General features: G+C 66.6%; 12 protein-coding genes. 5 read left to right on the forward strand and 7 right to left on the reverse strand.

The genetic code is table 11. From position 1 onward, the window contains the following. Positions 1-6: 6 nt before the first annotated feature. Entirely contained in the window at positions 7-1755 is a 1749-nt protein-coding gene (locus ACZK3J_RS03550; protein ID WP_100437919.1) for a glutamine--tRNA ligase/YqeY domain fusion protein, read from the reverse strand. Positions 1756-2014: 259 nt separating this feature from the next. Here ACZK3J_RS03550 and ACZK3J_RS03555 point away from each other — a divergent pair, with 259 nt between their 5' ends. Together ACZK3J_RS03555 and msrA are read left to right on the forward strand one after the other, a co-directional pair. Continuing rightward, positions 2015-2278: a putative signal transducing protein gene (locus ACZK3J_RS03555; RefSeq protein ID WP_010481810.1), complete on the forward strand. Its 264-nt coding sequence runs from the start codon at positions 2015-2017 to the stop codon at positions 2276-2278. A 30-nt stretch (positions 2279-2308) separates the two neighbouring features. Further along, positions 2309-2974 carry a peptide-methionine (S)-S-oxide reductase MsrA gene (gene msrA, locus ACZK3J_RS03560; protein WP_197655441.1) on the forward strand — a complete coding sequence of 222 codons (666 nt, stop codon included), beginning with the start codon at positions 2309-2311 and terminating at the stop codon, positions 2972-2974. Between the two features lie 565 nt (positions 2975-3539). Here msrA and ACZK3J_RS03565 read toward each other — a convergent pair. From ACZK3J_RS03565 to ahpC, 5 genes are all read right to left on the reverse strand, one after another. Beyond that, entirely contained in the window at positions 3540-4496 is a 957-nt protein-coding gene (locus ACZK3J_RS03565; RefSeq protein WP_049399989.1) for a transaldolase, read from the reverse strand. Between the two features lie 50 nt (positions 4497-4546). Then, positions 4547-4951 carry a nucleoside diphosphate kinase regulator gene (rnk, locus tag ACZK3J_RS03570; RefSeq protein ID WP_005408156.1) on the reverse strand — a complete coding sequence of 135 codons (405 nt, stop codon included), beginning with the start codon at positions 4949-4951 and terminating at the stop codon, positions 4547-4549. A 123-nt stretch (positions 4952-5074) separates the two neighbouring features. Continuing rightward, positions 5075-6037 carry a LysR substrate-binding domain-containing protein gene (locus ACZK3J_RS03575; RefSeq protein WP_100437921.1) on the reverse strand — a complete coding sequence of 321 codons (963 nt, stop codon included), beginning with the start codon at positions 6035-6037 and terminating at the stop codon, positions 5075-5077. An 85-nt stretch (positions 6038-6122) separates the two neighbouring features. Continuing rightward, positions 6123-7715: an alkyl hydroperoxide reductase subunit F gene (gene ahpF / locus ACZK3J_RS03580; protein ID WP_100437922.1), complete on the reverse strand. Its 1593-nt coding sequence runs from the start codon at positions 7713-7715 to the stop codon at positions 6123-6125. 225 nt (positions 7716-7940) lie between these two features. Next, a complete protein-coding gene (ahpC, locus tag ACZK3J_RS03585) occupies positions 7941-8504 on the reverse strand; it encodes an alkyl hydroperoxide reductase subunit C (RefSeq protein WP_478476419.1) in 564 nt (187 codons plus the stop codon). A 350-nt stretch (positions 8505-8854) separates the two neighbouring features. On the opposite strand from ahpC, the gene prmC reads away from it, so the two are divergent. Both prmC and pip read left to right on the forward strand, forming a co-directional pair. Then, complete coding sequence (prmC, locus tag ACZK3J_RS03590; protein ID WP_100437923.1) at positions 8855-9712, forward strand: peptide chain release factor N(5)-glutamine methyltransferase; 858 nt, start codon at positions 8855-8857, stop codon at positions 9710-9712. A gap of 48 nt (positions 9713-9760) precedes the next feature. Next, a complete protein-coding gene (gene pip / locus ACZK3J_RS03595; protein ID WP_100437924.1) occupies positions 9761-10702 on the forward strand; it encodes a prolyl aminopeptidase in 942 nt (313 codons plus the stop codon). Positions 10703-10841: 139 nt separating this feature from the next. Here pip and ACZK3J_RS03600 read toward each other — a convergent pair whose 3' ends face one another. Next, positions 10842-11726, reverse strand: coding sequence for a LysR family transcriptional regulator (locus tag ACZK3J_RS03600; protein WP_100437925.1), 885 nt, complete (start codon positions 11724-11726; stop codon positions 10842-10844). Between the two features lie 105 nt (positions 11727-11831). Here ACZK3J_RS03600 and ACZK3J_RS03605 point away from each other — a divergent pair, with 105 nt between their 5' ends. After that, positions 11832-13247 carry an MFS transporter gene (locus ACZK3J_RS03605; RefSeq protein WP_100437926.1) on the forward strand — a complete coding sequence of 472 codons (1416 nt, stop codon included), beginning with the start codon at positions 11832-11834 and terminating at the stop codon, positions 13245-13247. Positions 13248-13287 lie beyond the last annotated feature (40 nt).

Genomic DNA, 13287 nt, shown 5'->3' on the forward strand with positions numbered 1-13287 from the left:
AGGTCCTCAGGCCGACCAGGTGTCGCGCAGGGTCACGCTGCGGTTGAACACCGGCTTGGCTTCGGTGTGGTCGCGGCGGTCGGCCACGAAGTAGCCGGTGCGTTCGAACTGGAACGACTGCTCCGGGGCAGCGCTGGCCGCGGCCGGCTCGACATAGCCGGTGACGGTGCGGCGCGATTCCGGATTGAGGTAATCGCGGTAGGTCTTGCCTTCCGATTCATCATCCGGGTTCGGCACCGAGAACAGGCGGTCGTACAGGCGGATCTCGGCCGGCACGCCATGTACGGCGCTGACCCAGTGGATGGTGCCCTTGACCTTGCGGTTGGCGCCTTCCATGCCCGGACGCGATTCCGGATCCAGCCAGCCGCGCAGCTCGGTGATGGTGCCGCCGGCATCCTTGATCACTTCGTCGCAGCGGATGATGCCGGCACCACGCAGGCGCACTTCGCCACCCGGGACCAAGCGCTTCCAGCCCTTCGGCGGCACTTCGGCGAAGTCCTCGCGGTCGATCCACACTTCGCGTGCGAACGGCACTTCGCGGCTGCCGAAGCTCTCGTCCTTCGGGTGGTTGCTGAAGGTCAGCTGTTCTTCGTGGCCTTCCGGGAGGTTGGTCAGCACCAGCTTGACCGGGTCGACCACGGCCATGCGGCGCGGCGCGGCGCTGTCCAGGTCTTCGCGCAGCGCGCCTTCCAGCACGCTGAAGTCGATCAGCGAATTCTGCTTGCTGATGCCCACGCGCTCGGCGAACAGGCGCATCGCCGCCGGGGTATAGCCACGGCGACGCAGGCCCTGCAGGGTCGGCATGCGCGGGTCTTCCCAGCCGTCCACCAGCTGCTCGGTAACCAGCGCCATCAGCTTGCGCTTGCTCATCACCGTGTAATTGATGTTCAGGCGCGAGAACTCGATCTGGCGCGGCTTGGCGGCTTCGCGCGGCAGGCCGGCGTCGACCAGCGGCTGGGTCAGCGTGTCGTCATGGGCGAAATCGACGTTGTCCACGCACCAGTCGTACAGCGGGCGGTGGTCTTCGAATTCCAGCGTGCACAGCGAGTGGGTGATGCCCTCGATCGAGTCGCCCAGCGCGTGCGCGAAGTCGTACATCGGGTAGATCGGCCACGCGTTGCCAGTGTTCTGGTGCTCTACGTGCTTGATGCGGTACAGCGCCGGATCGCGCAGGTTGATGTTGCCGCTGGCCATGTCGATCTTCGCGCGCAGGGTGCGCGCGCCATCCGGGAACTCACCGGCGCGCATGCGGCGGAACAGGTCGAGGTTTTCCTCGACGCTGCGGTCGCGCCACGGCGACGGGCGGCCCGGCTCGGTCAGGGTGCCGCGGTAGGCGCGCACTTCCTCGGCCGACAGGTCGCAGACATAGGCCTTGCCCTGTTCGATCAGCTTCTCGGCGGCCAGGTAATAGGTCTGGAAGTAGTCCGAGGCGTGGCGCAGCTCGTTCCAGCTGAAGCCCAGCCAGCGCACGTCGTCCTGGATCGCGGCCACGTATTCCGGGTCTTCCTTGGCCGGGTTGGTGTCGTCGAAGCGCAGGTTGCAGACGCCGCTGAACTCGCCGGCGATGCCGAAGTTCAGGCAGATCGACTTGGCATGGCCGATGTGCAGGTAGCCGTTCGGTTCCGGCGGGAAACGGGTCTTGATCGCCTGGTGCTTTCCGCTGGCCAGGTCCTCGCGCACGATCTGGCGGATGAAATCGCGCTTTTCGTGGCTGTCGGCGGGGGTCTCGGGGCTGGCGGGGGTGTGCTCGGACATGAGTCGGCGAAAAGAAAGGCAGAAAGATCGCCAGTCTAACGCGTACGGGGCAGGGCTGCCCGGTGGGGCGTGGGGATGCCGGCCAGCGGCCGGCACTACCAGGCCCTCTTCCCGGAAGCGCCGGCCGCCGGCCGGCGGAATGTGGATCGCCGTGCAATTGGGTAGTGCCGGCCGCTGGCCGGCAGAACGGTCATGCGCCGTCACCACCACCATTCAGCCCCCGGGCGTATGCTGGAACCCTGTCCCACGGAGCTGCCGCATGCACATCGTGTACAAGGCCGACAACCTGTTCGACGCCCACCTGGTCAAGCACGCGCTGGAGGATGCCGGCATCCCGGCCTTCGTGTTCGGCGAGTCGTTGCTGGGTGGCATGGGCGAGCTGCCGCTGTTCGGCGTGCTGCGGGTAGGCATCCCTGATGCGGCACGGCCGCAGGCCGAGGACATCGTGGCGGCGCTGGACTTGGGCCACGCGCCGGACGCCCCCATTTCAGATGCAGACGACATAGCCGGCCTTCCGGCCTAGGAGCGCATCATGTTGGGAATTGGCCAGGGCATCCTCGGCATCGGCGCCTTCAAGCAGCGCCTGCCGCGCCCGGAAGAAGCACTGCCGGGGCGTGACCAACCGCTGCCGCTGCACAGCAACCAACACTTCGTGAACAGCCATCCGCTGAAGGACCGTTTCGCCGGCCTGCAGCAGATCCGCTTCGCGCTGGGCTGCTTCTGGGGCGCCGAGCGCAAGTTCTGGACCGAACCGGGCGTGTACAGCACCTCCGTGGGCTATGCCGGTGGCATCACCCCGAACCCGGCCTATGAAGAGGTGTGCTCGGGCCTGACCGGCCACACCGAAGTGGTGCAGGTGGTGTTCGACCCGGCGGTGGTGAGCCTGGAGCGGCTGCTGCAGCTGTTCTGGGAAAGCCACGACCCGACCCAGGGCATGCGCCAGGGCAACGACACCGGCACCCAGTACCGCTCGGCGATCCATGCCACCGACGAGGCGCAGTACGCTGCCGCGCTGGCCAGCCGCGAGGCCTACCAGGCCCAGCTGGATGCGGCCGGCTACGGCCCGATCACCACGGAGATCGTGTATCCGGCGCCGGCGTACTACTACGCCGAGGACTATCACCAGCAGTACCTGGCGAAGAACCCGAACGGTTACTGCGGCATCGGCGGCACCGGGGTGAGCTGCCCGATCGGGCTGGATGTGGAGGCGCCGCGCTGACGCGCGGTGGTCCGCCTGCGGCGGGCAGAATCTACGGCAGAAGCCAAAGCCAAAGCGGCTCTGCGTTTCTGCGGGTTGGGCGGGGCGGTGTGGGTTGGCAGGACACGCCGTAAACCCGTCCTTGGGGGCTCGATGGCGCCATCCATGGCGCCAACGGTCCTGCCAACCCACACCGCCCCACCCCCGACAGTTTCCCGGTGACGGTGGGCAAGAGCATGGGTTACTGACGAACTGAAAGAAAAGAAAAAGGACGCGGCCTTCGCCGCGTCCTTTTTGTTTGATCCTGCAGTGCTCCGTAGAGTCGAGCTTGCTCGACTGTGAGCAAGCGAAGCGCGCGACCCGCTTTTGCTCTTCTTTCTTTCATCCGTGGCGGGCGGCCGCCGGAAACTGTCGAAGGCAGGGTGGGTAGACCGTGCAGGGGCGTGAGCCGCATGGATGCGGCGACCGAGCTTACATGGACGTACTTGCAGCGTCCCCTGCACGGCCTACCCACCCTGCCAACCGCATGACCCGCTCTTCGCGACCAAGCCCCCGCCACGAGGGGCTCAGCCGTTGGCCGAAATCCTCACAGTTCCGAACGAATGCGCTCGCGCAGCGCCTGCAGATCCTTGGCAAACGCATCGATACCGGTCGCCAGCTTCTCGGTCGCCATCGGATCGGCCGCCAGATCCGCTGCGAACTTCGCCGCGTCGATCGGGGTCACCGCCGCGCCATCCGCCGCACCGGCCACCAGCTTGCGCGGCAGCTCGCCGTGGTCGGCGTCCAGCTTCTCCAGCAGGTCCGGCGAAATCGTCAGGCGGTCGCAGCCGGCCAGCGCTTCGATCTGCGCGGTCGAACGGAACGAGGCGCCCATCACCACCGTCGGCGAACCGCGGCGCTTGAATTCGGCATACACGCCGCGCACGAACTTCACGCCCGGGTCTTCATCGATGTTGGCCGGGGTCTGGCCGTTGGCCACGTACCAGTCCAGGATGCGGCCGACGAACGGCGAGATCAGGAACGCGCCGGCTTCGCTGCAGGCCAGCGCCTGGGTCGGGTTGAAGATCAGGGTCAGGTTGCAGTCGATGCCCTCGGCCTGCAGGATGCGCGCGGCTTCCACGCCTTCCCAGGTCGCGGCGATCTTGATCAGGATCTTCTCGCGCGGCACGCCGGCATCGGCGTACATCTGGATGAACTGGCGGGCCTTGGCTACGGTGGCAGCGGTGTCGTGGGCCTGGTCGGCGTCCACTTCGGTGGACACGCGGCCCGGCACCAGCGTGCTCAGCAGCGCGCCGACGCCGATGGTCAGGCGGTCGGCCACGGCGTGCACCACGGCTTCGCGGTCGCCACTCTGCTGGCGGCCCCAGGCCAGTTCGCGTTCGATCAGCTCGGCGTAGACCGGCAGGTCCAGCGCCTTCTTCACCAGGGTCGGGTTGGTGGTGCAGTCCACCGGCTGCAGGCGCTTGATCGCCTCGTAGTCACCGGTATCGGCAACGACCACGGACAGTTCGCGCAGCTGGGACAGTTTGGACGGGGTACTCATTACGGCTCCTGGTGCAGGGGGATCGAATCGCGCGCGGTGCGCAGCGGTAATCAGGGGCGGTCGTTGTGGACCGCGGTCACGCGCAGGCGCAGCTTGCGGCCGCCGGGCGCGTTCCAGTCGATGCTCTGGCCGATCGAAAGGCCGAGCAGGGCACTGCCGACCGGGGCCAGCACGGAAACCTTGCCTTCATCGACGTTGGCTTCGCGGGGGAAGACCAGGGTCAGGACGTGCTTCTCGCCCGACACTTCATCTTCGCACTCCACGCGCGAATGCATCATGACGATGCCTTCGGGAATCTGGTCCGGTGCCAGCACGGTGGCCCGGTTGAGTTCTTCAGCAAGCGCGAGCGCGGCAGGCGTCTGGCTCAGCGCAGGGGATTCGAGCATGGCGTCCAGGCGGTCCATGTCGAAGGTGGAAACGGTGATCGACGGCGGCAGGCCGCTGGCGGTACTCATGGTGAAGCTCCTTGGTTGAAAGCCATGCAAAAGGCGGCACCTGCTGGCGCCGCCTGTCTGTATTGTGGGGACAAATGCGACCGGAATCGACTCCTGCCGATTCCAGGCCGGTGCTGCGGGGGTTCAGCCGTTCAGCGCAGGGCCGGGCAGGGCGGTCGTGTCGCCGGCGGCGTTGACCGCTTCCAGGGTGAACAGCGCCTGCGGCAGGCGCTTGAACTGCTCGGCCAGCTCCATCAGGAAGTCGTTCATGGCCGAGCTGCGGCGCCAGATCATGGCGATGCGGCGGCTGGGGCGGCCTTCGCCGGTGAAGTCGAGCAGGCGGATGTTGTTCGAGCGCGGCACCGGCGGCTGCACCGACAGGCTTGGCAGCAGGGTGATGCCGACGTCGGCGGCGACCATCTGCCGCAGGGTTTCCAGGCTGGTGGCGCGGAACTCGGACTTCTCGTTGGCACCGAACAGGCGGCAGACTTCCAGTGCCTGGTCGCGCAGGCAGTGGCCATCTTCCAGCAGCAGCAGCTTCTGCGTGGCCAGCTCCTGCACGTCCAGGTGTTCGCGACGGGCCAGCGGGTGGCGCCCGGATACGGCCAGCAGGAAGGGTTCCTCGAACAGGAACTCGGCATGCAGCTGGTCGTCGATCACCGGCAGGGCCAGCAGTGCAGCGTCGAGCTTGCCTTCGCGCAGGCGGTCCAGCAGCACATCGCTCTTTTCCTCGACCAGCAGCAGTTCCAGCTCCGGGAAGCGATCGCGGATGCGCGGAATCACATGCGGCAGCAGGTACGGGCCCAGGGTAGGGAAGATCCCCAGGCGCACCGTACCGGCTTCCGGATCGCGGCTGCGTCGCGCCGCTTCCTTCAGCTGTTCCACTTCGGACACGATCACCCGTGCCCGTGCTGCTGCTTCCTGCCCAGCCGGGGTCAGCATCACCTTGCGCGGCGCGCGTTCCACCAGCGGCAGGCCCAGCTCTTCTTCCAGCTTGCGGATCTGCGTGGACAGCGTCGGCTGGCTGACGAAGCAGGAGGCGGCAGCCCGGCCGAAATGCTTGTGGTCGGCCAGGGCTACCAGGTACTTCAGATCACGTAGGTTCATCCTTACACCCCAGGGGTAACGGACCGGCTGACGGCATGGTTACCCGACAGGCAGACAATGTTCCCGGTGATCTGGGAACGGTGGATCAGGCAGCTTCAGCAACGGCACCACTGCTGCTGCTCACCGACGAGCGGATCAGGTGGTCGAACGCGCTCAATGCGGCGGTCGAACCGGCGCCCATGGCAATGATGATCTGCTTGTAGGGTACCGTCGTGCAATCGCCAGCAGCGAACACGCCCGGCAGGTTGGTCTGGCCGCGGTCATCGATGACGACCTCGCCACGCGGCGACAGCGCCACGGTGTCCTTCAGCCACTCGGTGTTGGGCAGCAGGCCGATCTGCACGAAGATGCCTTCCAGCTCGACGCGGTGGGCGTCGCCGCCGACACGGTCCTTGTAGACCAGGCCGGTGACACGGCTGCCGTCGCCCAGCACTTCAGTGGTCTGTGCGCTGGTCAGCACGGTGACGTTGGCCAGGCTGCGCAGTTTCTTCTGCAGCACTTCGTCGGCGCGCAGGCTGGAATCGAACTCCAACAGGGTTACATGCGACACGATGCCGGCCAGATCGATGGCCGCTTCCACGCCGGAGTTGCCGCCGCCGATCACCGCCACGCGCTTGCCCTTGAACAGCGGACCATCGCAGTGCGGGCAGTAGGCCACGCCCTTGTTGCGGTACTGGTCTTCGCCCGGCACGTTCATCTGGCGCCAGCGTGCGCCGGTGGACAGGATCACCGAACGCGACTTCAGCACCGCGCCGTTCTCCAGCTGCACCTGCACCAGGCCGTCTTCACCGGCCGGCACCAGCGCACTGGCGCGCTGCAGGTTCATGATGTCCACCTCGTACTCGCGCACGTGCTGTTCCAGCGCGGTGGCCAGCTTCGGGCCCTCGGTCTCCTTCACCGAAATGAAGTTCTCGATCGCCATGGTGTCCAGCACCTGGCCACCGAAACGCTCGGCGGCGATGCCGGTGCGGATGCCCTTGCGTGCAGCATAGATCGCTGCTGCCGCGCCGGCCGGGCCACCGCCCACCACCAGCACGTCGAAGGCATCCTTGGCGGCGATCTTCTCGGCATCGCGCTTGCTGGCGTTGGTATCGAGCTTGGCGACGATCTGCTCGAGGGTCATGCGACCCTGGTCGAAGACTTCACCGTTGAGGTACACGGTCGGCACCGACATGATCTCGCGCTTCTCGACTTCGTCCTGGAACAGGGCACCGTCGATGGCCACGTGCTGGATGCGCGGGTTGAGTACCGCGGCCAGGTTCAGCGCCTGCACCACGTCCGGGCAGTTCTGGCAGGACAGCGAGAAGTAGGTTTCGAATTTGTATTCACCTTCCAGGTTCTGCACCTGCTCGATCAGCTCGGCGGTGGCCTTGGACGGGTGGCCGCCGACCTGCAGCAGCGCCAGCACCAGCGAGGTGAACTCGTGGCCCATCGGCAGGCCGGCGAAGGTCAGGTGGATATCCTGGCCCGGGGTGCCCAGGTCGAAGGACGGCACGCGGCCCTGGCCATCGCGCAGCACCTGCAGCGAGATCTTGTCCGACAGGCTGTCCAGGGTCTGCAGCAGTTCCAGCATTTCCTGCGACTTGGCGCCGTCGTCGGCGTGCGCGGTGATCTGGATCGGGCGGGTCACGCGCTCCAGATAGGTCTTCAGCTGCGACTGCAGGTTGGCGTCCAACATCGGGTCATCTCCTGGCTTCAGGCAAACAGGGGGCGTGGCACCGCTGTAGAAGGTAGCGGACCAGCTGGGGGTAGGGGTGAACCCAAGACAGCGACCGTGGAAGGGGCTGGCTGGCCAAGGCGGGCGAGCGTTGGCTGTCTTGGGTTCACCCCCACGCCGGCGGGGGGACCGGCACGGGGATGAAAGGCGCGCCGTGGCGTGGGGCCACGGCAGGCCGGTACTGCCTTAGATCTTGCCGACCAGGTCCAGCAACGGGGTCAGGGTCTTCTCGCCTTCCTTCCACTTGGCCGGGCACACCTGGTTCGGGTTGGCGGCGGTGAACTGGGCAGCCTTCAGCTTGCGCAGGGTTTCGGAGACGTCACGGGCGATCTCGTTGGAGTGGATCTCCAGGGTCTTGATCACGCCTTCCGGGTTGATGATGAAGGTGCCGCGCAGGGCCAGGCCTTCTTCCGGAATGTGCACGCCGAAGGCGTTGGTCAGCTGGTGGGTCGGGTCGCCGACCAGCGGGAACTGGGCCTTGCCGACGGCCGGCGAGGTTTCGTGCCACACCTTGTGCGAGAAGTGGGTGTCGGTGGTGACGATGTAGACCTCGGCGCCGGCCTTCTTGAACTCGGCGTAATGGTCAGCGGCGTCTTCGATCTCGGTCGGGCAGTTGAAGGTGAAGGCGGCCGGCATGAAGATCAGGACCGACCACTGGCCCTTCAGGGTGCTGTCGGAAACCTTGATGAACTCGCCATTCAGGTAAGCATTGGCTTCGAACGGCTGGATCTGGGTGTTGATCAGGGACATCGTTTTTCCTCTGGGTGAAGGGGAGTGGGTGAATCGACAGGACCTAGAGTACCGACTCGCTATCGATAAGAACAATCCATTGATTGCATCTATTTGATAGATGCAGTCTATCAAAATGCGCTGAGCAGGCACTGAACCCGGACGCTTTCATCCTGCAACTGCCTGTGTGACAAGGAAAATCTTCCGGAACGGCTGAATAGGGCCAATAGTCCCTCCTTATCCCCTCGGGCAGAACCTGAACGGATTGCAGCCTTTTGTAGAGTCGAGCCATGCTCGACTGCGGACCTGTGGATGTGTAGCTCGACTGCGCCAGAAGCAGCCGAGCATGGGCTCCGCTCTACAATTGCGGCATGTTTTCCCAAACCGAACCCTCCCTGCGCCAGATCGTGGCCGAGGCCAGTGCCCGCCTCGGCGGCGTCGAGGCCCGCCACGAGGCCGAACTGCTGCTGCTGCATGTGCTGGAGCGCCCGCGCAGCTGGCTGTTCGCGCATGCCACCGATCCGCTGGCCGCCGCCGACCTGGCCGCCTTCGAAGCGTTGCTGGCCCGCCGCGTGGCCGGTGAGCCGGTGGCCTACCTGACCGGCCGCCGCGGTTTCTGGACGCTGGACCTGGAGGTCGACCCGGCCACGCTGATCCCGCGTCCGGAAACCGAGCTGCTGGTCGAGCTGGCGCTGGAGCGGCTGCCGCCAGACCAATCGCTGCAGCTGGCTGACCTGGGCACCGGCAGCGGTGCGATTGCACTTGCACTGGCCAGCGAACGGCCCCAAGCGAAGGTGCTGGCTACCGATGCCAGCCCGGGCGCGCTGGCCGTGGCCGCGCGCAATGCTGCGCGCCATGAACTGCGCAACGTCCGCTTCGCCGAGGGCGGGCAGGACTGGTATGCGCCACTGCAGGGTGCACGCTTCGACCTGATTGCCAGCAACCCGCCATACATCGCCAGCGATGATCCGCACCTGACACAGGGCGACCTGCGTTTTGAACCGGCCACCGCGCTGGCCTCCGGCGTGGACGGGCTGGATGACATCCGCCGCATCGTCGACGGTGGCCAGGCCCATCTGCTGCCCGGCGGTTGGCTGCTGATCGAGCACGGTTGGGATCAGGGCGCGGCGATCCGCGCGCTGTTCGACGCCGCGGGTTTTGCAGAGGTGCAGACCGTGCAGGACCTGGAACAGCGCGACCGCATCACCCTGGGCCGGTGTCCGGCCTAGAATGGAGGTTCTCCTGCCCCGGCAGGGCATCACCCTGGAGCTGCAAGCATGCGTACGCTGTACCCCGCCATCACCCCCTACGACGTCGGCACCCTGAAGGTCGACGACCGCCACACGCTGTACTTCGAACAGTGCGGCAACCCGGATGGCAAGCCGGTGGTGATGCTGCACGGTGGCCCGGGCGGTGGTTGCAGCGACAAGATGCGCCAGTTCCACGACCCGTCCAAGTACCGCATCATCCTGTTCGACCAGCGCGGTGCCGGCCGTTCCACCCCGCACGCGGACCTGGTGGACAACACCACCTGGGATCTCGTCGCCGATATCGAGAAGCTGCGCGAGCATCTCAAGGTTGATCGCTGGCAGGTGTTCGGCGGCAGCTGGGGGTCGACCCTGGCACTGGCCTATGCCGAAACCCACCCGCAGCGCGTGACCGAACTGGTCCTGCGCGGCATCTTCATGCTGCGTCGCTGGGAACTGGAATGGTTCTACCAGGAAGGCGCCAACCGCTTGTTCCCGGATGCGTGGGAGCACTACCTCAAGCCGATTCCGTCGGTGGAGCGTCATGACCTGATCTCGGCCTTCCACCGCCGCCTGACCAGCCAAGACGAAACCACCCGCCTGGAAGCGGCCAAAGCCTGGGCGGTGTGGGAAGGCGCGACCAGCTTCCTGCACGTCGACGACGACTTCATCAACAGCCACGAAGACCCGCACTTCGCGCTGGCCTTTGCCCGCATCGAGAACCATTACTTCGTCAACGGCGGCTTCTTCGAGGTGGAAGACCAGCTGCTGCGCGACGCGCACCGCATCGCTGACATTCCCGGCGTGATCGTGCACGGCCGCTATGACGTGGTCTGCCCGCTGGCCAACGCCTGGGACCTGACCAAGGTGTGGCCGAAGGCGAAGCTGGAAATCACGCCGGCCTCGGGGCATTCGGCGTTCGAGGCTGAGAACGTGGACGCGTTGGTGCGCGCCACCGATAGCTTCACCTGATCGGTAACGCCGGGCCATGCCCGGCGCTACCGGCCCTCATCCACGCATGGCGTGGATCTACCGCAGCCTGGTAGTGCCGGCCGCTGGCCCGCAAACCTGAGACGGTTGGATTGCTGGAGACGCCGGCCAGCGGCCGGCGCTACCACTGCCCGGCCAGCAACGCGTCGGCCAGTACCTGCAGCTTTGGCGAGCATTGCCGCGAGGGCGGATAGATCAGTGACAGTGCACGGCTGCGGCCTTCAAACGGCTGCAGCACGCGCTGCAGGCGGCCATCGGCCAACGCATCGGCCACGGCGAAATCCATCACCTGCACGATGCCGATACCGGCGATGGCCGCTTCCACCAGTGGATCGCCGCTGTCGAACACCATCCGCGTCGGCGGCGTGAACTCGCGCAGTTGCCCGTCCTGCAGGAACTGCCAGTCCACCAGCCGGCCACTGCGCAGGTTGCGCACCGCCAGGCAGGCATGGTCCTGCAGCGCGGCCACATCGTCCGGTGCGCCACAGCGGGCCAGATAGGCGGGGCTGGCCACCGTCACCCAGCGCAGCGGCCGCAATGGCCGCGCGACGATGCGCTGGTCGGCGATGACGCCGGTGCGCAGCGCGGCATCGAAGCCTTCCTCGACCAGATCGACCAGACGGTCGCTGAGCACCGCTTCCACCTGCAGCTGCGGATGCTGTTGCAGCAACGGCGCCAGCATCGGCACCAGCACCTTGCGCCCGAACATCGACGGCGCACTGATCTTCAACGTGCCCGAGGGCGTGCACGGACGGTCGGCCAGTTGCCGCTCGGCATCGTCCAGGCCGGCCAGCAGCGGTGCCACCTGTTCGACGAATTGGCGGCCATCCGGGGTCAGCGCCACATTGCGGGTGTTCCGCTGCAGCAGCTTCACCCCCAGCGTGGCTTCCAGCCTTCCGATCGCGCGCGACAGGCCGGACTGGCTCAGGCCCAGTTGGCCGGCGGCCACGGTGAAACTGCGGGCTTCGGCCACCTGCACCAGCATGCGCACCGCATTGAGGTCCATCGAGGCTCCATTCATGCCGAAAATCATGACAGATATGGTCGGGGAGGGGTTTATTGATTGGCTCGCATCAATGAGACTGCGCTCCCCCACCGCGCCAGACCGCCGATGCTTCCCCTCAAATACCCGCGCTGGGCGCTGACCCTGCTGGCCACCGCCCAGCTGATCATCGCCCTGGATGCCACCATCATCTTCGTTGCCCTGCATGACATGGGCCGCGCGCTGCAGATCAACGCGCAGCAGCTGCAATGGGTGGTCAGTGCCTACACCGTGGCCTTCGGCGGCAGCCTGCTGCTCGGCGGGCGCGCCGCCGACCTGATCGGCCGCCGCCGCTTCTACCGGCTGGGCATGCTGCTGTTCGCGCTGGCCTCGCTGCTCGGCGCGCTGGCGCCGAGCGCCACGCTGTTGATCATCGCGCGCGCCGCACAAGGCGTCGGGGCGGCGCTGCTGTTCCCGGCCACGCTGGCGCTGATCAACACGCTGTACGCCGAAGGCCCGGTACGCAATCGTGCGCTGGCGATCTGGAGCATGGCCAGCGCGGTCGGCCTGGCGCTGGGCACGCTGCTCGGTGGCGTGCTGACCCAGGCGTTCGGCTGGCCGGCGGTGCTCGCGGTGATCGTGCCGCTGGCCACGGCGTGCGCGGTCGCGGCCGGTACATGGCTGCCGGCCGATGGTCCACGCGTGCAGGGCCGTTCCTTCGATCTGGCCGGTTGTCTCACTGTCACCGCTGGCGGCAGCCTGCTGGTCACCACCCTGGTGCAAGGGCCGGAGTGGGGCTGGACGGCGCCGGCTACGCTCATCTGCCTGCTGCTTTCAGCCGTATTGTTGACGGTGTTCGTACAGATCGAAAAGCGCAGCCGTGACCCGCTGATGCAGTTTTCGCTGTTGCGCCTGCCCGGCCTCCGCGCCGCGCTGGGTCTGACCTTCGCTTTCATGAGCAGCTATGGCGTGCAGTACTACTTCCTGGCGCTTTACTTCCAGGATGGCTATGGCTGGAGCCCGCTGCAGGCCGGTATGGCCTTCCTGCTGCCGACATTGGTGTGCACCTTCGGCATCCGGATTGCCGAACGCATGCTGCGGCGCCGTTCGCCACGGCAGGTGCTGGCCTGGGGCTTCGCCGCAGGTGCCGTCGGCATCGCCGCGGTTGCGTTGGCGATGCCGCATGGCGCCAGCTACTGGCCGCTGTTGCCGGGCATCGTGGTGCTCAGCGTCGGCCAGGGCATGAGCTGGACGGCGATGTGGATCGTGGCCGGGCAGGGCGTGCCGGGTCCGCAGCAAGGCGTCGCGTCCGGCATGGCGGCCACCGCCCAGCAGATCGGCGGCGCCTTGGGATTGGCGGTACTGGTGATGGTCGCCAACGCCGCGCGCGGCACGCAGGCGGCAACCAGTCCTGATGCGTTGCAGGGCATGGTCAATGCACAGTACGGCGCCGCGCTGTTCGCCGCGCTCGGCGTGGTGATCGCGCTGGGCCTGCGCCCGGCAACAGTAGTGGTAGTGCCGGCCGCTGGCCGGCAAACACAATGACCCAACTACCCTGAGGTTGCCGGCCAGCGGCCGGCACTAC

The sequence above is a fragment of the Stenotrophomonas sp. 86428_Sma genome (genome assembly GCF_056481585.1).